20 protein-coding genes are annotated in these 22,616 nt (G+C 69.4%); 5 read left to right on the top strand and 15 right to left on the bottom strand.

The window, feature by feature from the left end; translation table 11 throughout:
- Positions 1-27 precede the first annotated feature (27 nt).
- On the top strand, positions 28-1,476 hold the full coding sequence (locus PSS76_RS07185) for a trimethylamine monooxygenase (protein WP_013416833.1): 1,449 nt from the start codon (positions 28-30) through the stop codon (positions 1,474-1,476).
- 7 nt (positions 1,477-1,483) lie between these two features.
- On the opposite strand, the gene PSS76_RS07180 is transcribed toward PSS76_RS07185, so the two are convergent.
- Genes PSS76_RS07180 through imuA' form a run of 7 tightly spaced genes read right to left on the bottom strand, consistent with a single transcriptional unit; the run spans position 1,484 to position 8,835 of the window.
- A complete protein-coding gene (locus tag PSS76_RS07180) occupies positions 1,484-2,422 on the bottom strand; it encodes a ferredoxin family protein (protein WP_064057788.1) in 939 nt (312 codons plus the stop codon).
- 32 nt (positions 2,423-2,454) lie between these two features.
- Positions 2,455-3,030 carry a YdeI/OmpD-associated family protein gene (locus PSS76_RS07175; RefSeq protein ID WP_013416835.1) on the bottom strand — a complete coding sequence of 192 codons (576 nt, stop codon included), beginning with the start codon at positions 3,028-3,030 and terminating at the stop codon, positions 2,455-2,457.
- A 1-nt stretch (position 3,031) separates the two neighbouring features.
- Complete coding sequence (locus PSS76_RS07170; protein WP_081182685.1) at positions 3,032-3,553, bottom strand: hypothetical protein; 522 nt, start codon at positions 3,551-3,553, stop codon at positions 3,032-3,034.
- 38 nt (positions 3,554-3,591) lie between these two features.
- On the bottom strand, positions 3,592-4,362 hold the full coding sequence (locus PSS76_RS07165; protein WP_069856663.1) for an alpha/beta fold hydrolase: 771 nt from the start codon (positions 4,360-4,362) through the stop codon (positions 3,592-3,594).
- Complete coding sequence (locus PSS76_RS07160; RefSeq protein ID WP_084846991.1) at positions 4,359-6,458, bottom strand: heavy metal translocating P-type ATPase; 2,100 nt, start codon at positions 6,456-6,458, stop codon at positions 4,359-4,361. The genes PSS76_RS07165 and PSS76_RS07160 overlap by 4 nt, the downstream gene beginning before the upstream one ends.
- 41 nt (positions 6,459-6,499) lie before the next feature.
- Positions 6,500-8,056, bottom strand: coding sequence for a DNA polymerase Y family protein (locus tag PSS76_RS07155; RefSeq protein WP_084846993.1), 1,557 nt, complete (start codon positions 8,054-8,056; stop codon positions 6,500-6,502).
- On the bottom strand, positions 8,053-8,835 hold the full coding sequence (imuA', locus tag PSS76_RS07150) for a DnaE2-dependent mutagenesis accessory factor ImuA' (RefSeq protein WP_226347369.1): 783 nt from the start codon (positions 8,833-8,835) through the stop codon (positions 8,053-8,055). The genes PSS76_RS07155 and imuA' overlap by 4 nt, the downstream gene beginning before the upstream one ends.
- Positions 8,836-9,004: 169 nt before the next feature.
- On the opposite strand from imuA', the gene PSS76_RS07145 reads away from it, so the two are divergent.
- Complete coding sequence (locus tag PSS76_RS07145) at positions 9,005-10,234, top strand: serine/threonine-protein kinase (protein WP_005518506.1); 1,230 nt, start codon at positions 9,005-9,007, stop codon at positions 10,232-10,234.
- Between the two features lie 12 nt (positions 10,235-10,246).
- Here the strand turns inward: PSS76_RS07145 and PSS76_RS07140 are convergent, their stop codons facing one another.
- Both PSS76_RS07140 and PSS76_RS07135 read right to left on the bottom strand, forming a co-directional pair.
- Positions 10,247-10,921, bottom strand: a complete 675-nt coding sequence (locus PSS76_RS07140) for a response regulator (RefSeq protein ID WP_064076634.1) — start codon at positions 10,919-10,921, stop codon at positions 10,247-10,249.
- A gap of 9 nt (positions 10,922-10,930) precedes the next feature.
- Complete coding sequence (locus PSS76_RS07135; RefSeq protein WP_081265004.1) at positions 10,931-12,253, bottom strand: ATP-binding protein; 1,323 nt, start codon at positions 12,251-12,253, stop codon at positions 10,931-10,933.
- Positions 12,254-12,402: 149 nt separating this feature from the next.
- Here PSS76_RS07135 and PSS76_RS07130 point away from each other — a divergent pair, with 149 nt between their 5' ends.
- Together PSS76_RS07130 and PSS76_RS07125 are read left to right on the top strand one after the other, a co-directional pair.
- Complete coding sequence (locus PSS76_RS07130; protein WP_064076635.1) at positions 12,403-13,701, top strand: PspC domain-containing protein; 1,299 nt, start codon at positions 12,403-12,405, stop codon at positions 13,699-13,701.
- Between the two features lie 34 nt (positions 13,702-13,735).
- A complete protein-coding gene (locus PSS76_RS07125) occupies positions 13,736-13,957 on the top strand; it encodes a hypothetical protein (protein ID WP_049799630.1) in 222 nt (73 codons plus the stop codon).
- Positions 13,958-14,025: 68 nt separating this feature from the next.
- Here PSS76_RS07125 and guaA read toward each other — a convergent pair whose 3' ends face one another.
- From guaA to guaB, 4 genes are all read right to left on the bottom strand, one after another.
- Positions 14,026-15,597 carry a glutamine-hydrolyzing GMP synthase gene (guaA, locus tag PSS76_RS07120; RefSeq protein ID WP_022597282.1) on the bottom strand — a complete coding sequence of 524 codons (1,572 nt, stop codon included), beginning with the start codon at positions 15,595-15,597 and terminating at the stop codon, positions 14,026-14,028.
- A 41-nt stretch (positions 15,598-15,638) separates the two neighbouring features.
- On the bottom strand, positions 15,639-17,390 hold the full coding sequence (locus PSS76_RS07115; RefSeq protein ID WP_337456073.1) for a GMC family oxidoreductase N-terminal domain-containing protein: 1,752 nt from the start codon (positions 17,388-17,390) through the stop codon (positions 15,639-15,641).
- A 202-nt stretch (positions 17,391-17,592) separates the two neighbouring features.
- Complete coding sequence (locus PSS76_RS07110) at positions 17,593-18,732, bottom strand: GuaB3 family IMP dehydrogenase-related protein (RefSeq protein ID WP_005518496.1); 1,140 nt, start codon at positions 18,730-18,732, stop codon at positions 17,593-17,595.
- 30 nt (positions 18,733-18,762) lie between these two features.
- Positions 18,763-20,286, bottom strand: a complete 1,524-nt coding sequence (gene guaB / locus PSS76_RS07105) for an IMP dehydrogenase (protein WP_037084990.1) — start codon at positions 20,284-20,286, stop codon at positions 18,763-18,765.
- A gap of 193 nt (positions 20,287-20,479) precedes the next feature.
- Between guaB and PSS76_RS07100 the strand changes: the two genes are divergently transcribed.
- Positions 20,480-20,884 (top strand): DUF5319 domain-containing protein, encoded by a 405-nt coding sequence (locus PSS76_RS07100; protein WP_005518494.1) that lies wholly within the window; start codon positions 20,480-20,482, stop codon positions 20,882-20,884.
- A gap of 100 nt (positions 20,885-20,984) precedes the next feature.
- On the opposite strand, the gene PSS76_RS07095 is transcribed toward PSS76_RS07100, so the two are convergent.
- Together PSS76_RS07095 and PSS76_RS07090 are read right to left on the bottom strand one after the other, a co-directional pair.
- Entirely contained in the window at positions 20,985-21,965 is a 981-nt protein-coding gene (locus tag PSS76_RS07095) for an anti-sigma-D factor RsdA (protein ID WP_069856666.1), read from the bottom strand.
- On the bottom strand, positions 21,958-22,536 hold the full coding sequence (locus tag PSS76_RS07090; protein ID WP_005518491.1) for a sigma-70 family RNA polymerase sigma factor: 579 nt from the start codon (positions 22,534-22,536) through the stop codon (positions 21,958-21,960). Before PSS76_RS07090 ends, PSS76_RS07095 begins: the two co-directional genes overlap by 8 nt.
- Positions 22,537-22,616: the final 80 nt, after the last annotated feature.

Below are 22,616 nucleotides of genomic sequence, written 5' to 3'. Positions count from 1 at the left end.
GGGATCACCGAAAATAGGGAGAGAACTTTGACGCCAAGGATCGCGATTTTGGGAGCCGGTCCGAGTGGCCTCGCACAGTTGAGGGCATTCGAGTCTGCACGTAAATCAGGTCTTGGGTCGATGCCCGAAATTGTTTGTTACGAAAAGCAGAGCGATCTGGGCGGCATGTGGAACTACACGTGGCGCACGGGTCTCGACCAACACGGCGAACCGGTACACGGGAGCATGTATCGCTTCCTCTGGTCCAACGGGCCGAAGGAGTGCCTGGAGTTCGCCGACTATTCTTTCGAGGAACATTTCGGCCGACCCATTCCGTCGTATCCGCCGCGGGCGGTGCTGCACGACTACATCATGGGCCGGGTGGATCAGGACGACGTCCGCAAGTACATCCGCTTCGACACCGCCGTCCGGTGGGTGGAACGCGTGCCGACCGAGAACGGCCCGGACAGGTTCGCGGTGACCGTCGCCGACCACCGCAAGGACGTGCTCGAGACCGAACTGTTCGATCACGTAGTGGTGGCAACCGGACATTTCTCCACTCCGAACGTGCCCCATTTCGACGGCATCGAGGACTTCCCGGGACGCGTCCTGCACGCGCACGATTTCCGTGACGCACGGGAATTCACAGGTAAGCGCCTCCTGCTGATCGGCAGCAGCTATTCCGCGGAGGACATCGGCACCCAGTGCTTCAAGTACGGCGCCGCCGAGGTCACCTTCAGCTACCGCACGAGCCCGATGGGGCACGACTGGCCCGAGGGTCTGTCCGAGGTGCCGCTGCTCACCGCGATCGACGGCAACACCGTGCACTTCCAGGACGGCAGCACCCGTGAGGTGGACGCCATCGTGCTCTGCACCGGGTACCGGCACCACTTCCCGTTCCTGCCCGACGAGCTGACTCTGAAGACGAACAACCGTCTGTACCCGCGCGGCATCTACAAGGGTGTCGTCTCGCAGGCTGATCCGCACCTGTTCTTCCTGGGCATGCAGGACCAGTACTTCACGTTCAATATGTTCGACGCGCAGGCCTGGTATGTGCGCGACGTGATTCTCGATCGCATCGAATTGCCCGATCACGACGCCCGCGAGCGAGATATCGACGCGTGGCGCGAACGCGAGGAAAACCTGCAGAACGCAGTCGAAGAGATCGATTTCCAGGCGGCGTACATTCGCGATCTGGTCGACCGGACCGACTACCCCGAATTCCACGTCGAAAAACAGGGCGAGCTGTTCAAGAAGTGGAAGAAGGACAAGAAGAACGACATCATGGGCTACCGGAACTGCAGCTACACGTCGACGCTGACCGGAACCGTCGCCCCGCCGTTGCACGACGAGTGGATGAATATCCTCGACGATTCCGCGGAATCATTTCTCTCCAACAATTTCGGAATCCGGGAGCGCACGCACGCGCCACGCAAGGTGGTGCCGATCGGGTCGCCGCATGCCCGTCCGGCGGCACGCGTCGCCGAATCGGGCTGACGGACAACTACATCGGACTCCCCGCCGGAACCTCGGCGGGGAGTTCGCGTACGTGGACCGCGACGACCGGGCGGACCGGTTTGGCGTCCGCGCCGCAGCTGGCCGGACGGGCCGGCAGTTCACGCTGCTCGACCGTCACCTGCCAGCGGCGCCCGTCGCGGTGGCTCACCACCGGATGATGCGCTCTCTCGTCCACCGTCAGGTCGTCGATTCCGGCCGGCACGCCCTGACGGACCGCCACCTCCGCGACCTGGCCGCGCTGTCCCCAGACGCTGCGGCCGCGCAGGCCGGGCAGGTAGACCTCGTCGCTGCGCGCGGCCCACACCGCGAGACCGCTCTCGGCGGGGGTGAGCCGGCCGTACGTTTGGCCGCTCGGTAGCAGGATCATCGACGGCGCGAAGCGGTGGCCGCCGGTGTGCGAGCACTCCCACACGTCGCCGGAGAACTCCGCTGCGAGCGTCGCCGCGACCGGACGCCCCAGGACCGCGCAGCACTGGTCGCGCTTGCCGTGTGCGCACACCAGCACTATCGGACCGTCGACGCGCTCCCCCAGCCCCGGCGCCGGGCCGGCGATCCGTGTCAGGTCGATGTCGAGGAGGTCGGCGACCGCTCCGATCTCGAGCCGCTCGCACCACGCGTCGTCGGGATGCGAGTTCGCCAGCAGGACCGTCCGGGTGCCGCGGTCCTCTGTGCGCCCCGGACGCCGAATGAACATGATTCGAACGCCGGCCGCATCGGCCCGATCCGTCAGGGCGGCCGCCAACTCGGGGCCCAGGGCAGTCCCGTCCAGTACGTCCCGCCCCCACGCGCCCGGATACTCCACACACACCCACCCTGCGACCTGCGCCGCGGTGCCGGGCAGCGGTTCGTCCGCGGACAACACCGAACACGTGAAGGGGCCAGCCTGGGGTACCGATTCACTCACCTCGTCATTGTGTACCGGCATCGATCACTTCGAGCACCGAGGCCCGGTCGTCCTCACCCGTAGAACTTCCGGCCCTCGGCGAACTGCTCGACGAACGAGGCGATCCGCCGGGCCCGGGTGTCGGGACGCTTGGCGTCCTGGATGCGATACAGCGCCGCGAACCGGTTGCGGCTGTCGAGGGTCGCGAAGAACGCCTCCGCTGCCGGGTTCGCGGCCAACGCGGCGGCGAAGTCGGGCGGCACCTGGGCGTCCTTGGGCCCGTCGTAGGCGCGCTCCCACCGCCCGTCGGACTTGGCTGCCTCGACTGCAGCGAGGCCGGACGGCTCCATCAACCCGCGCGCGAGTAGCGCCTCCACCGCCTCGCGGTTGCGCTTCGACCACGGACTGCGGGCGCGGCGGGGCGTGAACCGTTGCAGGCGGAAGTCGTCGTCGAGCCGACGAGCCTGGCTGTCGATCCAGCCGAAACACAGCGCCACCTCCACCGCCTCCGCGTAGGTGACGGTCGTGTGCTCCGAACCCTTCTTCGCGAGCTTCAGCCACACTCCGGTCGATGTGGACGTGTTGGCGCGCAACCACTCCCGAAACGCATCCGGGTCCGAGAACTGCTCGACAGGCAGGTCGTCCGCCATGTCAGCGCCCGCGCCACACCCGGGCGAAGCCGCGGGTCAGGTAGGCCAGCGACCCCAGCGCGAGCACCCACTTGGTGGTGCTCACCGCGGTCGTGGCGCGGATGGTGCGGTCGGTGATCCGGTACCGGTGATCGAGCAGGTACAGCCCGGCGACGTTCTCGATGTAGTCGCCCGCGGCCGCGACGACGGGCGCGGCGAGAAGCACCCGCCTGGCCGTCGGCGACAGGGGCGCCAGTTCGTCGAGGCGCCGTGCCCCGGCTCGCAACGCCGCCGCGTAGACGATCGGGTGCACGAAGTCCGGATAGAAGTGGCTGCGGTAGCGCTCGGTCTCCGCAGGGTCCATCCCGTCGAGGACCGTTCGGTACGCGTGCGCCGACCGAGCCGTCTGCGTCTTCAACAGCTTCGGCCCGACCGGGCCGAGCAGACGCGCGATGTTCGCCTGCGACACCACGAAGGCGACCGACCAGGCAATCAGTTTGCCGTTTCCACCACGCATCCCATCCCGGAAACCCATGTCCCGCATACTGCCACGCGGGGCCGGGTTTCAGGGCCGCATCAGGTTCAGGGCGCCATCAGGAAGGGCAGCACCGCGTTCTCGAAGTCGCGGAACCGATCCCGATGGATACTGTGCCCACACGCGAACGAGACCACCTCGCAGTCCCGGATCGCGGAGACCGCGGCGTCGAGCAGTACCGGGTCGACCATGCCGGTGGGTCCGCCGCGCAGGATCAGGGTCCGCGCCTCGATGTCCGTGAGGCGTTGCCACCACAGCGGATTGGGCTCGTGGAACTGTGTGAGGGCCGACGCCGTCATCGACCGGTCGAACGCCCACACCGCACGCGGGCTGCGCAGCATGCTGGTGGTTGCGTGCCACAACTCGACGAGCGACGGCAGCCTGCCGGCGAAGTTCGGAACAGGATCACCCGGCCGCAGCGGCAGCGGCGCCTCCTCCAGGACCAGACGACGCACCAGTTCGGGTTGCTGCTGCGCGACCAGCGACACCGCGTGCCCACCGAGCGAATGCCCCACGAGATCGACCCGGTCGAAGTCGAGGTCCTCGCACAGCCCCAGGATGTCGTCGCCGAACTCACCGAACAGGTAGGACGCGGCCCGGGCACTGCGTCCGTGTCCGCGCAGGTCCACCGCGAGGACCCGGCGCCCCCTCGCCGTCATCGACCGCGCGAACCGGTCCCATGTGCGGTTGTCCCCGCCCATGCCGTGCACCAGGATCACCGGAACCTGATGCGTCCCAGAGAAAGTGCTGCCACTGTCACGGTAGGAAATCGTGTGACCACTGCGGGTGACCGTCGTCTCGGTGAGCTGCACGGTCATCGAGCGTAGTCGTGCTCTCGTTCGGGAACCGCCCGGGTCGCCTGCTGCGGCGTGAGGTTCAACCGGCGCAGCAACTGGGCGTTGGCCGCCACCACGACCGTCGACGCCGACATGAGGATCGCACCGATCTCCATCGGCAGCACGAACCCGATCGGGGCGAGGACACCGGCCGCGAGGGGCACCGAGATCACGTTGTATCCAGCCGCCCACGCCAGGTTCTGCACCATCTTCCGGTACGTCGCGTGCGACAACTCGATCACCGAGACCACGGCACGCGGATCGTCGCTCACCAGCACCACACCCGCCGATGCGATCGCGACGTCGGTGCCGGCGCCGATCGCGATGCCGACGTCGGCCTGTGCGAGCGCGGGTGCATCGTTGACGCCGTCGCCGACCATCGCGACCCGGCGTCCGGCGGCCTGCAGTTCCTTGACCTTCGCCCCCTTGTCCTGCGGCAACACCCCGGCGATCACGTCGTCGATGCCGAGGTCGTCGCCGACCGCACGGGCGACGGCGTACGCGTCGCCGGTCAGCATCACCACGCGCACGCCGCGGGCGTGCAGCGCCTCGATCGCGTCGCGGGACTCCGGGCGGATCTCGTCGGCCAGACCCAGCGCGCCGACGACGCGGCCGTCGCGAAGTACGTGCAGGACGGTGGAGCCCTGCGCCGCCCACTCCTCCGACACCGGAAGCGCCGAGGCCCCGTGACTGTCGAGCATGCCGGGCCCGCCGACGCTCACCTCGGCGCCGTCGACGGTTGCGGTGACGCCGACCCCGTTGCGGGCCTGGAACGCGGTGGCCTGCGGGATCCGCAATTCGCGGTGCTCGGCCGCGGCGACGATCGCCCGCCCCAGCGGGTGCTCGCTGTCACGTTCCACAGCTGCGGCGAGTGCGACGAGGGTGTCCTCGTCGACACCGGGTACCGCGCCGGTGGCGACGAGTGCCGGCTCGCCCTTGGTGAGGGTGCCGGTCTTGTCGAACAGGACGGTGTCGACGGTGCGCATCGCCTCGAGCGCCCGCCGGTCGGTGATCAGCACGCCGGCGCGGGCGGCCCGTTCGGTGGCAATCGACACCACGAGCGGGATCGCCAGGCCCAACGCGTGCGGGCACGCGATGACGAGGACCGTGATGGTGCGGGTGATCGCCTCGTCGGGCGTGCCGAAGATGGACCACACCAGCAGCGTGATCACCGCCGCACCCAACGCGAACCAGAACAGCAGCGCAGCGGCTCGATCGGCGAGTACCTGCGCCCGCGACGACGAGTTCTGTGCCTCCGCGACCAGACGCTGGATGCCGGCCAGCGCCGTGTCCTCGCCGACCGCGGTGATCTCGACCCGCAGTGCCGAATCGGTCGACACGGTACCGGCCACGACGGGATCCCCGAGTTCGCGGCGTACGGTGCGCGACTCTCCGGTGATCATCGATTCGTCGAGATCCCCGGCCCCCTCCACGATCCGCCCGTCGGCCGGGATGCGCCCGCCCGGACGCACCATGACGACGTCACCGGTCACCAGATCGGCAGTCGAGACGGTGGTGACCGTCCCGTCGGCGTCGATGCGTTCGGCCTCGTCCGGGAGCAGCGCGGCGAGGGAATCGAGCGCGCTCGACGCCTGCCCGAGCGAACGCATCTCGATCCAGTGACCGAGCAACATGATCACGATCAGGAGCGCGAGCTCCCACCAGAAGTCGAGGTCGTGCCCGAGCAGGCCCAGGCTCGAACCCCACGACGACACGAACGCGACGGTGATCGCGAGTGCGATGAGCAGCATCATCCCGGGCTGACGCGCCCGGATCTCGCTCACCGCACCGGTGAGGAAGGGTCGCCCGCCCCACACGAACATGACCGTGCCGAGCAGTGGCGAAATCCATTCCACCGCCGGGTTGTCCGGCAACGTGTAGCCGACGAGGTCGGCGAACATCATGTTGGCGCCGACAACCGGGATCGCGAGAACCAGCATGATCCAGAAGAGTCTGCGGAACTGGGCGACGTGATCGCCGTGCCCAGCGTGACCTGAGTGACCCGAGTGGCCCGCGTGATCGGTATGTCCGGCGTGTGCGGCGTGACCCTGGTGAACTTCTTCTCCGTGTGGGTTCATACTCACAGAACCTATACCCCCTACGGGTACTGTGCACAGCATTACTCGTAGATGCCTTCCACCCCCCACCTTCCTCTCTCGTAGATCAGAAGCAAGGCCCGCGAATCGGCGAGCAGAACCTGCACCCGGGCCGCCGCCCGCGCCGCCGACGCGTCCCACCATCGCTCGTCGACCGACCACGGCCCCGCCCAGCCCTGCACACCCCAGTCCCGACTCCCCCAGCGCAGCAGTGTGGGCGCCGCACCCAACTCGCCCCGCTCGGTCACGTGCACCGGAGCTCCCGAGCGGTCCTCGAGCGACACCACGGGGACGTTCGGCAGCACCGTCGACGGCGCCGGCTCGGGTATCCGGCCCGGCCACGGCGCCGACGGATCGGTCTCGGCAACCAGCTCATCCCCCAACGGCACCAATGTAATTCGGTCCATCGGCCCCCTTCCACCACTGAGCACCCCCACCTGAACCGCCTCGCCACCGAGCAGGCCCTGTACCCGGACCAGCGCCCGCCGCGCCCGCTCGTCCTCCTCACCGACCCCGCCCCACAGCCCCAGTTGCAGGGCACCCGCCGCGACCACCTCGACGGGCTCGAGGCTCAGCACCGTGATCCCGGCGGTGGGTCGCGAGTCGCTGCGCCCGGTGAGCCAGCCGTCCAGTTGCCAGCGCACCCGGTCCGCGGTGCCCTCCGGAGTCAACGGTTCGGCACAGCGCCACGTCCGGCTCAGATGCTCGCCGTTGCCGGTGCTCGCCGACACCTGCAACCGGGTACACGCGACCGACGCGGCCGAGAGTTTGGCGTGCAACCGTTCCGCCAGCGCCCGCCCCGCGAAGGCCGCCGCGTCGACCCTCTCGATCGGCGGGTCGCACTGCTGTTCCACCTCGAGATCCGGGGGCAGCGTCCGCGCCGACGGCGGCCGCTCCGGCTCACCGCGCGCGGCCCGGTGCGCACGGACGGCGTCGGTCCCGAACCGCGACGCCACATCCACCGCGGACAGCGCCGCGAACGCCCCGACGGTGCGCAACCCGAGCCGGCGCAACAGATCGACCAGGTCGGTGCGGTCGGGCGCCGAGAGGCTGGGTTCGGCTGCGATCTCCGCGATCGGCAACGGAGCGAGGAATCGGGCGCCGCCCCCGGCCGGCACCAGCGCAGCGCGGCGTGCGGCGATCACCGCGGTGGACAGCTCGTCGGCGATCCCGATCTGACATTCGGCGCCCGCCGCCGCGACCGCGTCCACGATCCGCTCGGCGGCGGCCTCCTCGGATCCGAAGTACCGGACAGCGCCGCGCGCCGCCAGCACCAGCAGCCCGGGCCGCAGCACCTCGACCCCCGGCGCGGCCTCGTCGACAGCTGCTGCGACGGACTCGAAGAGCCGCGCGTCACGCTCCGGATCCGACTGCGCCACATGCAGTTCCGGACACCTGGCCTGAGCTTCCCGACGACGGAGCCCGCGTCGCACCCCTTCCGCCCGGGCCTGCGCCGAGCACGCGATCACCCGGTTGGCCAGGAACACCGCGACCGGCCGGGTGGCCGGGAGGTCCGCTGCGGCCGCCGCGGCCACGGCGGGCCAGTCCGGACACCACACCGCGAGTACCCGCGCACTCATCGAGCGACCGTCTCCGGCGCGAAAGCGACCGCCTCCGGCACCCACTCGACCCGTCCCCGCGTGGACCGCACGTCGAGGCACGCGGTCCGCGATTGGAACGAGCGACCCTGGGCCCGCACCGCCAACCGGACCGAACGCAATCTGCCGCGCCCCGCCTCGGGTCCGCACCCGACCCCGTCGTACCCGCGCACCCGCGCCTCCAACCGGACCTCGGCCCCACCCCACTCCCCGCCGGTCACGATCAACGTGGACTGCTTGCTGCGCGCCCGGGCCACCACGGCCCGCGCCCGCGACGGCGGCACCGAGACACCACCCAACCCGAGCACCACCAGGTCCATGCCGTCGAGCAGCACCGCCGCGACCTCCACCGGGTCCGGACCGGGGTTCGGCACGAACGCCAACCGGCGCAACTCGGCACCCATCTCGGCGGCCGCGAGCAGACCCAGGCGCGGGAAGCCGATCACCGCCGCATGCCCACCGTCCGAGGTCACCGAGGCCAGCAGTCCCAGCAACAGCGAGGTCGCGCCGGAGAGAGCGACCACCGATCCGCGCGTGAGACCACCTCGCGGCAGGAGCGCGGCCAGCGGCCCGGGAACCGGGAGAACCCGTTCGCCGCCCGCGCCCTCACGACCGTCCGCCGCTTCCCCGCGGGCCGGCACCGCCGCCATCCGGCGGCGCAGGTACTCCAGGCGTTGCTGCCGCGTCAGCCCCGCCAACGGGGCCGACTCGTCGATCCGGGGCCGGGCCGGCGATACGGACAGTCGGGCGGGTTCGGTCATGGGCTGCTCCCCGGGTACACAACGCTGGTTCTTCAGGTTCTCGGCACCACGCGGGGAAGACGCGAGCACTCGAATTCTCGATTCGAACATGCTTTCGAACTGGTACCAGTAAAGCGCCCCCGCGCCGGGACGTCAAGGGAACCTCCGCGTATCCACTAACCTCGGGTACGTGACTCAGCAGGAACGCTCCGGACAGCCCCGACGAAGCCGGGCCGTCGTCGGACCGGACTACCTGATGGCAGGTAGGTACCGGCTGCGTTCCAAGCTCGGCGGCGGCGGCATGGGTGCGGTGTGGCTCGCTCACGACACCCTGCTCGACCGCGAGGTGGCCGTGAAACAGGTCACCACGACCGCGGGAATGGACGACGCCGCGGCCCGCGAGGTCCGGCAGCGCGCGCTGCGCGAGGGCCGCAACGCCGCCCAACTGTCCCACGAGCACGCCATCGCCATGTACGACGTCGCGGTCGAGTCCGACGAGCCCTGGCTCGTCATGGAGTACCTGCCCTCGCGCAGCCTCGCCGAGGCCATGAGCTACGTCGACACCCTGCCGCCGCTCCAGGTCGCGCAGATCGGCGCGCAGATCGCCGCGGCACTCACCGACGCGCACGCGGCCGGCATCCTGCACCGCGACATCAAGCCCGGCAACATCCTCGTCGCCGACCGCGGCGACGCACTCGGCATCGTGAAGATCAGCGACTTCGGTATCGCCCGCGCGAAGGGCGACGCCCCGAGCAGCAAGGCCGGCGTCATCACCGGAACGCCCGCGTACTTCGCCCCGGAGGTGGCCCGCGGCGACGACCCCACCGAGGCCAGCGACGTCTTCTCACTCGGCGCCACGCTGTACACCGTCGTCGAGGGGCAACCGCCGTTCGGTCTCGACACCGATCCGATCGCGCTGTTGCACCGGGTGGCGAAGGCCGAGATCTATCGCCCGAGCCTCAGCGGCCCGCTCACCGACACGCTCCTGCACATGCTCGAACCCGACCCGGCCCGCCGTCCCACGATGGCGCAGGCGCGGGACGCCCTCGCGGCCGTGGCGCTCGGTTCCGACGCGGTCGGCCGGACCGGCGCCCTGATCGGCGAACCCGTGAAGACCTCCGACGGCGCCATCCCGAACTGGGCGTACCGCTCGGCCCCGGCGGCGATTCCCCGACGCCGGTTGACTCCCACGACCGCCACGGATCTTCCTGCGGTGCAGTCGAACACACCGCTGGGTTCCGTCCCCCGCCCGGCCGGACGCGCCTGGCTGCGTCAGCTCACCGACGGGCTGACCGGACCGCAGGCCCCCACGGATCTACGCGGCCGGCTGGTCGCGGCTGCGCCGCTCGCGATGGCCGTCATGGTCGGCATCATCGTGCTGGCACTCGTCATCGTGCTGATCGTCGCGTTACTGGCCTGACGCGGCCGGCGCTCAGTCGATGCGTCGGCGGTGCGCCCAGCGCGTGAGCGCATTCCGGTTGGACTGCTGCGTCTTCCGCAGCACGTTCGACGCGTGCGTCTCGACGGTCTTCACCGAGATCACCAATTCCTCCGCGATCTCCCGGTACGTGTAGCCGCGGGCCAGCAGGCGCAGCACCTCGAGTTCTCGCGGGGTGAGCGAATCCAGTTCCGGATCCAGCGGTGGCTCGGGCGCGTTCGACCGTCCGGTGAACGAATCCAGCACGAACCCGGCCAGGCGTGGGCTGAACACGGCGTCACCGCCGGCGACGCGACGCACCCCGTCGGCCAGTTCCGCACCCGAGATCGTCTTCGTGACGTAGCCGCGGGCGCCGGCCCGGATCACCGCGATGACGTCCTCGGCGGCGTCAGACACGCTGAGCGCCAGGCACACCGGACCCGAGTCGATCCCGTTCAGCACCGCGACCCCGCCGCCGTCGGGCATGTGCACGTCGAGCAGGACCACCTGCGGACGCAGCGCGTTGATCCCGGCGATCGCCTCGGCGACGCCACCGGCCTCGCCCACCACATCCATGTCCGCCTCACGTCCGAGTTCGGCACGCACCCCCGCCCGGAACACTGCGTGATCGTCGACGAGGAACACCCGGAACTTGTCGGGACCGGTCTGTGGCGAGGCCGTGAAAGTCACGGCCCCACCCTAGGACATCGGTTCGACCTCGTTCACGACGTCCTCCGCGTCGTCGTCGTCGGACACCGGTCGCGGCATGTGGATTCGCACCTCGGTGCCCTTGCCCACCGTGGACCGGACCTCCACGCGACCGCCGCGACGTTCGATCCGGGCCCGGATCGATTTCGCCAGACCCTGCCGGTCCTCGGGGACGGTGTCCGGATCGAAGCCGACGCCGCGGTCGCGCACGAACACGCTCACCTGGTCTCGTTCGGCCTCGGCGTACAGGTCGATGCTCGACACCCCGGAATGCTTGGCCGCGTTGACGAGCGACTCGCGGGTCGCGCCGAGTAGCGCGGTGAAACACTCCCGCGACAGCCCGGACCCCTCGCTGCCCTCGGCCGCGAGTTCCACGTCGCCCACCGTGACCGGCCGCACCGTGACGCCGTGCTGGTCCTCGACCTCACCGGCGATGGTCTGCAGCGCCTCCGACAGGCTCGTGTGGGCCGTTTCCCCGCCCCCGAACAGCCACCGGCGCAGTTCCCGTTCCTGACCGCGAGCGAGACGGGTCACCTCCTGCGGCGAATCGGCCTGCTTCTGGATGAGTGCGAGCGTCTGCAGGACCGAATCGTGCAGGTGCGACGCGATCTCCTCGCGTTCCTCGTTGCGGATGCGGGCGGCCCGTTCCTCACCGAGCGCCCGCCACAGCCGCAGCCACAGCGGCACGGTCAACAGGCCCGCGCCGACGAGCGTCACGACGACGGCCAGCAGCGACGAACGCAGCGCGTCGAGATCGATCTGGGCGAGGACGACGACACCGAGACCGGTGACGATCAGAGTCACTCCCCCGAGGATCCGGGCCCAGGTGAGCACCGTCGGACGCCGCGGCAGTCCCAGGACCGACCGCGACCCGTCCACGTCGAACTCGCGCCACACCAGCGCGGCACCGACCGCGACGACGATGAACGGCGTGACGACCGACGCCGCGGTACCGCTGACCAGCCAGCTCAGGCTCGCCGCGCACGCGAGGCCGATGACGGCCAGGCCGATCGCTCGACGCCGTTCCGACGCATTCGGCCGTTCGGTGTCCGTGCCCTGCGGGGTGAAGATCCACAGCAACCCGTACGCCATGATGCCCGCGCCCGCGAGGGAGGCCAGCAGTGCGAACGCCACCCGCACCTTGAACACGTCGACGTCGAGGTGATCGGCGATCCCGCCGGCCACACCACCCACGATGCGTCCGCCCGCCCGACGCTCGAGCTTCGGATAGAGCGCTTCGTCGAGGGCAGGCACCGCAGGCACGGCGGGAACGGCGGGAACGGCGGAGTTCGCCGCCTCGTTCGGATCGACCATGGGTTGCACAGTGTCGATCCTGGCACGATCCCGGAGCCCCGACATCAGGGCCCGACCCTGAGATCGACGACGTCCGGGTCGGCGAGTCGGGGAAAGATCAGGGTAGTTCCCGATGGTGCGGACCACGGCCGGACGGCAACGATGAATGCATGACCACAGGGAGCTTCTCGGACCAGCTTCACGACCTCTGGCGCACCCGCCCACTGCGGCTGCCGCAGCAGGGACACGTCGCGGGTGTCGCAGCCGGCATCGGCCAGCGCTACCGCGTCGACCCCGTCCTGGTGCGCGTCGCGTTCGTCGTCTCGACGATCTTCGGTGGCGCCGGCATCATCCTCTACATCGCGAGCTGGCTGCTGCTGAGCAAGCCGGGCGATCAGGTCTCCCCCGCGGAATCACTGATCGGCCGGGGCCGCAGCTCGCAGTCCGGCACCAAGACCGTGGTGCTGGTCGTCGCGCTCGCGATCGCCCTGAGCACGATCGGGCCGATCGGGTTCGGCATGGGCGGTTCGGTGGTGCTCAGCTTCGCGCTCATGCTCGGCGGTCTGTGGCTGCTGTACCAACGGCAGCCCGTTCCACCCGAGCTGCCCGCGAGTGTCGCGCAGGCCGCCCCCGGCTACCCGGTCACGACGTTCCAGACCGCGCAGGCGAACGCCTACCCGCCGCCCGCGTACAGCCCGTACACGCGACTGCCCGACCACTACGAGCCCGAGTCCGCTCCCGCCGGAAGCTCGACCGACGCCGGGACCGACGCGGGCACGACGTCCCCGACCCCACCCGCGTGGGACCCGCTCGGCGTCGCCCCGTTCGCGTGGGATCTCCCCGAACCCGCCCGCACGGCCGAACCGCCGGCCGAGATTCCGAGCAAACCACGCAGCCGCTACACCTCGGTCGTCCTGGGCCTCGCGGTCCTCGCCGCAGCCGCCGCCACCGCGATGTGGGCCGTGACCGGTGCAGAATGGTTGTCCCCCGCCAGGATCGGCGCGATCTCCCTCGCGGTGATCGGCGTCGGGCTGCTGCTCGGTGCGTTCCTGCGTCGCGGCTACGGTCTGCTCGTCGTCGGCTTCCCGCTCGCCGGGTTCGTGGTCCTCGCCTCCATCGTGGGACCACTGAACTGGGACGAGTCGAGGGTCGGGGAACGCACGTGGACGCCCCGGTCGATGGCCGAACTCGCGCCCGTGTACGAGGGCACGGCCGGCGACTTCACCCTCGACCTGCGTCAACTACCGCTCACCGAGAGCCGGGACGTGCGCATCGACGGCAAGCTGGGCAACTACACCGTGATCGTGCCGCAGAACATGGACGTTCGCACCGACTGCTCCGTCGTGCTCGGCTCGACCGACTGCATCGGAGACGCCGCCGTCGACGGAGGCGCCGACGGCGTCGGCGGGCCGGTTCTGAACCTGAAGGTCGACAACAAGGCCGGAGAAGTGAGGGTCTACCGTGGCTGAATTCGCTGACAACTCGGACATCCCCACCGCGGGCATCGCCGACGACACCGACGAGCACACCGCTCCGAAGCCGTCCCGCCGCCCCTCGATCGGCCTGTTCCTCGCCGGCCTCGCCGCGATCCTGGTCAGCGTGTGGGCGCTGGTCGGGCCGTTCTCCCTCGAACCGCTCGCGAACGTCGAGTTCCGCTGGCTGTTCGTGGTCGCGGCCGTCGTCATCGGCGCGGTACTGGTGTTCTCACCCGGACGGCGGCGCTAGCCGCACGAAACGACAGCGCCCCGGCCTGTGTGGTGGCCGGGGCGCTGTCGTGTGCAGTCAGGTGGGAATCACTCCCACTCGATCGTTCCCGGCGGCTTGCTGGTCACGTCGAGCACGACGCGGTTGACGTCCGCGACCTCGTTGGTGATGCGGGTGGAGATGCGCTCGAGCACCTCGTACGGCAGACGCGTCCAGTCCGCCGTCATCGCGTCCTCACTGGAGACGGGGCGCAGCACGATCGGATGACCGTACGTGCGGCCGTCACCCTGGACGCCGACGCTGCGGACGTCCGCGAGCAGCACGACGGGGCACTGCCAGATCTGACCGTCGAGGCCGGCGGCGGTGAGCTCCTCACGCGCGATCGAATCCGCGTGGCGCAGGATGTCGAGACGCTCCTGCGTGACCTCGCCGATGATGCGGATGCCGAGGCCCGGTCCGGGGAACGGCTGGCGTCCGACGATCTCCTCCGGCAGACCGAGCTCGCGGCCGACGGCGCGCACCTCGTCCTTGAACAGCAGACGCAGCGGCTCGACCAGCTTGAACTGCAGGTCCTCGGGCAGACCGCCAACGTTGTGGTGGCTCTTGATGTTCGCGGTGCCGGTGCCGCCGCCCGACTCGACGACGTCCGGGTACAGCGTGCCCTGGACGAGGAAGTCGACGGTCTCGCCGTGCGCGGCGCTCTCACCGAGCACCTCGGACACGGCGCCCTCGAAGGAGCGGATGAACTCGCGGCCGATGATCTTGCGCTTGGTCTCCGGATCGGAGACGCCGGCCAGCTCGCGCAGGAACGTCTCGGATGCGTCGACCGTGATCAGGCGGGCACCGGTCGCGGCGACGAAGTCCTTTTCGACCTGCTGACGCTCACCGGCACGCATCAGGCCGTGGTCGACGAACACGCACGTGAGGCGGTCGCCGATCGCGCGCTGCACCAGTGCGGCCGCGACCGCGGAGTCGACGCCACCGGACAGGCCGCAGATGGCCTTGCCGTCGCCGACCTGTTCACGGACCTGCTCGATGAGCGAGTCGGCGATGTTCGCGGCCGTCCACGCGCCCGGGATCTCGGCGATCTCGTGCAGGAAGCGGCTGAGCACCTGCTGGCCGTGCGGCGAGTGCAGGACCTCGGGGTGGTACTGGACACCGGCGAGCTTGCGGGCACGATCCTCGAACGCGGCGACGGGCGCGCCGGCGCTGGACGCGGTGACCTCGAAGCCCTCCGGCGCGGCCGTGACGCCGTCACCGTGGCTCATCCACACCGGCTGAGTCGCGGGCAGACCGTCGTGCAGGACGCCACCCGAGACGGTCATCTCGGTGCGGCCGTACTCCCGACCGCCGGTGTGCGCGACGGTACCGCCGAGGGCGTTCGCCATGGCCTGGAACCCGTAGCAGATGCCGAAGACCGGGACACCCAGGTCGAACAGGGCGGCGTCGAGCTGCGGCGCACCCTCCTCGTACACGCTCGAGGGCCCACCCGACAGGACGACCGCGAGCGGCTTCTTGGCCGCGATCTCCTCGACGGTCGTGGTGTGCGGCACCACTTCCGAATACACCTTCGCCTCACGTACGCGTCGCGCGATCAGCTGCGCGTACTGGGCTCCGAAGTCGACTACGAGAACCGGCCTGTCCTGCTGGGTTTCTGACACCTGCACAGTCTAATAGGCGCAGCTCCGACGCCTTCCGCGGCCTAGGCGACCCCGCTGCCCGCCTCGCTCTCCTCCTTCTGACCTCCGCGGATCTCGACGATCGGCAGGGTCAGCGCGGCCGGGGCTCCGGCGGGGACCACCGGCGAGTTCGGCGCGACGGCGGGAATCCGCTGGTAAGGAGCACCCTGTGTGGGTCGATTGTCCTGCTCGCCCTTGTTCGGCCACAGCGATGCCGCCCGCTCGGCCTGCGCGCTGATGGTCAGCGACGGGTTGACGCCCAGGTTGGCCGAGACCGCGGCGCCGTCGACGACACTGAGCGTCGGGTATCCGTACACGCGGTGGTACGGGTCGATGACGCCGTGGTCGGCATCGGCGCCGATCGTGCACCCGCCGAGGAAGTGCGCCGTGAGCGGGATGTTGAACACCTCGCCCCACGTGCCGCCGGCGACGCCGTCGATCTTGTCGGCGATCCGCCGAGTGGCCTCGTTGCCGACCGGGATCCACGTCGGGTTGGGCTCACCGTGGCCCTGCCTGCTGGTGACCTTGCGGCGGCCGAGGACACCCCGCTTGGTGTAGGTCGTGATCGAGTTGTCGAGATTCTGCATGACGAGCGCGATGATCGTGCGCTCGCTCCAGTTCCGCACCGACAGCATCCGCAACATCTGCGCCGGGTTCTTCGCGATGATGCCGAGCAGCTTCACCCACCGCGGCGTGGGTCCGTCACCGTCGGTCATGAGCGTCTGCAGCAGCCCCATCGCGTTGGAGCCCTTGCCGTAGCGGACGGGCTCGATATGGGTGTCGGACGTCGGATGGAACGACGACGTGATCGCGACACCCTTCGTGAGCTCCATCGCGGGATCGACCTTGTACTTCCCGGCTCCGACGATCGACTCCGAGTTGGTGCGGGTGAGCTCGCCCAACCGGTCCGACAGCTTGGGCAGCGTGCCGGTGTCCTTCATCTTGTGCAGCAGGTGCTGGGTGCCCCACGTCCCGGCCGCGACGACGACGTACTTCGCGGTGTAGGTCTTGTGGTTCTTGCGGACCTTGGCGCCGGTACGCCGAGTCACGACGTCCCACGTACCGTCCGACGCCTCGTGCAGCGACTCGACAGTGGTCATCGGCACGATCGTCGCGCCGGCCTTCTCGGCGAGGCCGAGGTAGTTCTTGATCAGCGTGTTCTTGGCGCCGTGCCGGCAGCCGGTCATGCACTCGCCGCACTCGATGCAGCCGGTGCGGGCGGGGCCGGCGCCGCCGAAGTACGGATCCTCCACGGTCTTGCCGGGCTCACCGAAGAACACGCCGACCGGCGTCTGGATGAACGTGTCGCCCACGCCCATGTCCTCGGCGACCGACTTGATGACCTCGTCGGCGGGCGTCATGTGTGGGTTCTGCACGACGCCGAGCATCTTGCGGGCCTGCTCGTAGTGCGGCGTGAGTTCGGAATCCCAGTCGGTGATGTCGCGCCACTGCGGATCCTGGAAGAACGACGCAGGCGGCTTGTAGAGGGTGTTGGCGTAGTTGAGCGACCCGCCGCCGACGCCCGCGCCCGCGAGGATCAGCACGTCGCGCAGCAGGTGGACGCGCTGGATGCCGTAGCAGCCGAGGGCCGGCGCCCACAGGAACCGCTTGAGATCCCACGAGGTCTTGGCGAAGTCGGCGTCCGCATAGCGACGGCCTGCCTCGAGCACCCCGACCTTGTAGCCCTTCTCGACCAGCCGGAGCGCAGTGACGCTGCCACCGAATCCGGAGCCGACGACGAGCACGTCGTAGTCGGTTGCACGCTGCTTGCCCATTTGCACACCTCCACCGAAGAAAACCGGGTTTGCTACTCGCCAGTATGCACCGCATTCCTGTGACCCGAGCCACAAGGGTGCCCTAACTGTAACCAGAGGTTCCACACACGGTGGTCGATACCCCCGAACGACTGTGGCCGAATGTCACACCGGTTCAGTCGACTGAACGGGTGTGACATTCGGCCACAGTGGAAGAGACGGATCAGGCGCGGACGCTCAGGCCGACCTTCTGGAACTCCTTGAGGTCGGAGTAGCCCGACTTCGCCATCGACCGACGCAGGCCGCCGACGAAGTTGAGCGAACCGTACGGGTCGTCCGACGGTCCGTTGAGCACCTGGTCGAGTGCGGGACGCTCGCCGTACGACACCGGCAGCAGCGAGCCGCGCGGCATCGACGGGTGTGCCGCCGCGGACGGCCAGAACCAGCCGCCGCCGGGAGCCTCCTGCGCGACCGCGAGGGGCGCACCGATGACGGCCGCGTCGGCACCGCACGCGATGGCCTTCGCGAAGTCACCGGAGGTGGTGATGTCGCCGTCGGCGATGACGTGTACGTAGCGGCCACCGGTCTCGTCGAGGTAGTCGCGCCGCGCCGCCGCGGCGTCGGCGATCGCCGTCGCCATCGGCACGCCGATGCCGAGCACCTCACGGGTGGTGGTGGCGCCCTCGGTGGAGCCGTAGCCCACGATGACGCCGGCCGCACCGGTGCGCATGAGGTGCAGCGCGGTGCGGTGATCGCTCACGCCGCCGGCGATGACCGGGACGTCGAGCTCGGAGATGAACGTCTTGAGGTTCAGCGGCTCGCTGTCCCCGTGGGCGACGTGCTCGGCCGAGATGATCGTGCCGTGGATGACCAGCAGGTCGATTCCGGCCTTGATCAGCTCCGGGGTGAGCGCGCGGGCGTTCTGCGGGCTGACCCGGACGGCCGTCGTGATCCCCGCATCGCGCACCTGCGCGACGGCGGCGGCCAGCAGGCCGGGCTGGATCGGCGCGGCGTGCAGTTCCTGCAGGCGTGCGACCGCGGCGTCCGGATCGACTTCCTTCTCCGCCATCTCCGCCAGCTCGACGAGCTTCTGCTCGACGTCGGCGTGCCGACCCCACAGGCCCTCACCGTTGATGACACCGAGACCACCGGCCTTGCCGAGCTCGATCGCGAACGACGGCGACACCAGCGCGTCGGTCGGATGAGCCAGCACCGGGATGTCGAAGCGGTACGCATCGATCTGCCAGGCCGTCGACACCTCCTTGGAGGAACGGGTCCGGCGAGAGGGAACGATGTTGATGTCGTCCAACTCGTAGGTGCGTCGGGCAGTTCTGCCCATGCCGATTTCGACGAGGTCGCGCACGCGCGCCCCTTTCTCGATTGTGTTGTGTGCTTAGCGGGCAGCGTAGTTGGGCGCTTCGACCGTCATGGTGATGTCGTGCGGATGGCTCTCCTTGAGGCCGGCCGCGGTGATCTGGACGAACTGCGCTTCCTGCAGCTGCTCGATCGAGGCGGAACCGGTGTACCCCATTGCCGCGCGGAGGCCACCGACGAGCTGGTGGATGACCTGGCCGAGCGGACCGCGGAACGGCACGCGCCCTTCGATGCCCTCGGGGACCAGCTTGTCCTCGGCGAGGACATCGTCCTGGAAGTAGCGGTCCTTGGAGTAGGACTTGCCCTGGCCCCGGCTCTGCATCGCGCCGAGCGACCCCATGCCGCGGTAGCTCTTGAACTGCTTGCCGCCGACCAGGATCAGCTCGCCCGGGGACTCGGCCGTGCCGGCCAGCAGGGAGCCCAGCATGGCGGTGGACGCGCCGGCCGCGAGGGCCTTTGCGACGTCACCGGAGAACTGCAGGCCGCCGTCCGCGATGACCGGGACACCGAGCGCCTTGCACGCCGCGGTGGCTTCCAGGATCGCCGTGATCTGGGGGGCGCCGACACCGGCGACGACACGGGTGGTGCAGATCGAGCCGGGACCGACACCGACCTTGACGGCGTCCGCGCCGGCCTCGACCAGCGCGAGGGCGCCTGCCCGGGTGGCGACGTTGCCGCCGATGAGCTGGACGCGGTCACCGATCTCGCCCTTGAGCTTGGTGATCATCTCGAGCACACCGCGGGAGTGTCCGTGCGCGCTGTCGACGACGAGCACGTCGACACCGGCGTCGGTGAGCGTCATCGCGCGGGTCCACGCGTCGTCGCCGACACCGACCGCGGCGCCGACCAGCAGGCGACCGTCGCGGTCCTTGGTGGCGTTCGGGTACTGCTCGGTCTTGACGAAGTCCTTGACCGTGATGAGGCCGGTGAGCTTGCCCTGGCCGTCGACTATCGGCAGCTTCTCGACCTTGTGGCGGCGCAGCAGGCCGAGCGCGACCTCGGCGGTGACACCCTCGCGCGCGGTGATCAGCGGAGCCTTGGTCATCACCTCGGCGACCTGCCGGTTCTGGTCGACCTCGAACTGCATGTCGCGGTTGGTGATGATGCCGACGAGCTCGCCCGCATCGTTGGCGACCGGGAGACCGGAGATGCGGAAGCGGGCGCACATCGCCTCGACGTCGGCGATGGTGTCGGTCGGCTTGCAGGTGACCGGATCGGTGACCATGCCGGCCTCGGAACGCTTGACGGTCTCGACCCATCCGGACTGCGCTTCGACGGACGAGTTGCGGTGCAGCACACCCATGCCGCCGGCACGCGCCATCGAGATCGCCATGCGGGCCTCGGTGACGGTGTCCATCGCGGAACTCACCAGCGGCACGCCCAGCCGAATCTCGCGCGTCAGCTGGGTCGAGGTGTCGACCTGGTTCGGGACGACGTCCGATGCCGCGGGCAGCAGCAGCACGTCGTCGAAGGTGAGACCCAGCATCGCAACCTTGTTCGGGTCGTCTCCCCCGGTGTGCACGTGCCCTGCGGAACTACTCATGCGGCTCGGGTCCCTCCATCAAGCGTCGATCGGTAAAGGAAGAAGGTGTGGACGCCGGAAACTATTCCTTCGCCCGACGTCCATGGTATCGGCTCGCGGATATCGGCTCGCTCCGGGCGGCGCACGGCCGCTCCGCGACGCACCGGGCGTGATCAGCTAGCGCAGACCGGGCTGACCTGCGTACCGTGGTGTTGTGCGCGATCAACTGCCTCCCGGCCTTCCCCCGGACCCCTTCGCTGGTGACCCCGCCGACCCGTCCGCTGCGCTCGACGCGATCGAGCCGGGTCAGCCGCTCGATCCCCACGAGCGTCTCGCAGTGGAGGAAGATCTCGCGGATCTCGCGGTGTACGAAGCACTCCTGAGCCACCGCGGCATCCGCGGACTCGTGGTGTGCTGCGACGATTGCCAGCAGGACCACTACCACGACTGGGACATGCTGCGCGCAAATCTCCTCCAGCTGCTCGTGGACGGCACGGTTCGCCCGCACGAGCCGGCCTACGACCCGTCCCCCGACGCGTACGTGACGTGGGACTACTGCCGCGGCTACGCGGACGCGTCGATGAACGACGCACTGCACGGCGACGGCTTCGATATCTGAGGCTCGATTCTCCGAGGCCGATCCCCGGCCCCACGAACGACGACTACGGCCCGGCGAGGAAACTCGCCGGGCCGTAGTCGTGCTGCCGTATGCCCCCCGGTCAGGGAGACGGGGTGGCCGGTGACGGCCCGCCCAGGGAACCGCTCGATGCCTTCGTGGTCGACGTCGACGACGGTGCCGTAGTGGTCGTCGTCGGTGTCGGTGTCCCCGACGACGGGGTCGCGGGGTTGGTGGTGGGTGTCGAGGACGCCGCGGCCGACGACGAGGGCGCGGTCGACGTGCCGGGCAGGATGCCGAGCGAACGCGGGTCGATAGGGAGGCCCGGTAGTCCCGGGTTCGACGGCGACAGTTCCGCACCGGGGTCGATCGTCGACGAGTCGACGGCGGTGGACGTGGAGGGGTCGGACGCCGGCGGCACTATCGGCGCAGGCGCCGTGGTGGCCCTCTGCAACTCGGTCAGCAACCGCTCGCGCCAGACGTTCAGTTCGTCCCGCGTTCCGGCCTCGTTGACCGCGTTCGCGCGGGCACCTGCGGAGTCCAGCTTCGCCTTGGCCCCGGCGGCATCGCCGGACGCGATGAGCCGCTCGGCTTCCTCGAGGCTGGACGTGGTGTCGATCTTCGCGACGGTGGACGCGGCCCGTTCGGTGAAGACGACCTGCTTGACGCCCCACAGCGGATCGCCGGGTTCGGCGTTGTAGGAGAAGATCGTCATGCCGCCCATCGCAATCGCGACGACGGCGGCCGCCGCGGCGATCGGACGAAGCAGTCGCAGGTGGCTGCGGCCCGATCGGGTGCGGGTGACGAGAGCATCCCTGGCACCGAGTTCGGCCTGGACCCGCGCGACGATGTCGTCGAGGTCCGGTTCGGCCGGCATCGGCTGCGCGAGGATCTCGGCACGCCAGTTCGAGAGCAGAGCCGCGACCTGGTACTCCTCCGGGCTGTCCGTCGCAACGGGCCCTTCGGCGGAGATCGCGTCGATCAGGGCGTCGTCACGGCGGACCGCGGCGACATCGATCGGCATGCCGTTTCCGGCGAGATCGGCGTGGGGGTCGCCCGGCTCGCCACTGTTGCCCCTAGCCATGTCTCTCACCTGCTTTCGTCACTTCCTTCTTCAACTTCGCGAGGGCCCGGTGTTGAGCCACGCGCACAGCTCCGGCAGTACTACCGACTGCCGCCGCCGTCTCCTCGGCCGACAACCCGACGACGAGCCGGAGGACGAGGATCTCGCGATGCTTCTCGGGAAGCGTCTGCAGCAGAGCGTTCACCTGTCGGCTCGTCTCCGAGTTGAGAGCCCGTTCCTCCGGGCTGTCGTCCGCGGATACGACATCTGGTACTTCAGCAACAGGATCGGATTTGTTACGCGCCGCGTTTCGGTGTGCATCCGCCACCTTGTGCGCGGCGATTCCGTACACGAAAGCCATGAACGGGCGACCCTGGTCCTGGTACCTGGGAAGCGCCGTCATCACCGCGAGGCACACCTCTTGCGCCACGTCGTCCGCAGACAGCTGGCCTCGTTCGGCAGCACCGACCCGGGCCCTGCAATACCGCACGACCAAAGGGCGGATACTGGCGAGAACCTGGGACAGAGCGTTCCGGTCACCTTGCGCGGCAGCGGCGACTGCGGAGTTCAACTCCTCACCCGTGTTTGACATCGTCAGAGCGGATCCTGGCGTTACAGTGGCACGTCCCCCCAGCCGGGTGTGCTTCCACCTCGCAGCGGAACATCTGTCAC

The organism is Prescottella sp. D32 (genome assembly GCF_037287305.1).
GTDB lineage: Bacteria > Actinomycetota > Actinomycetes > Mycobacteriales > Mycobacteriaceae > Prescottella > Prescottella equi.
This window is presented reverse-complemented; position numbering and strand designations above follow the sequence as displayed.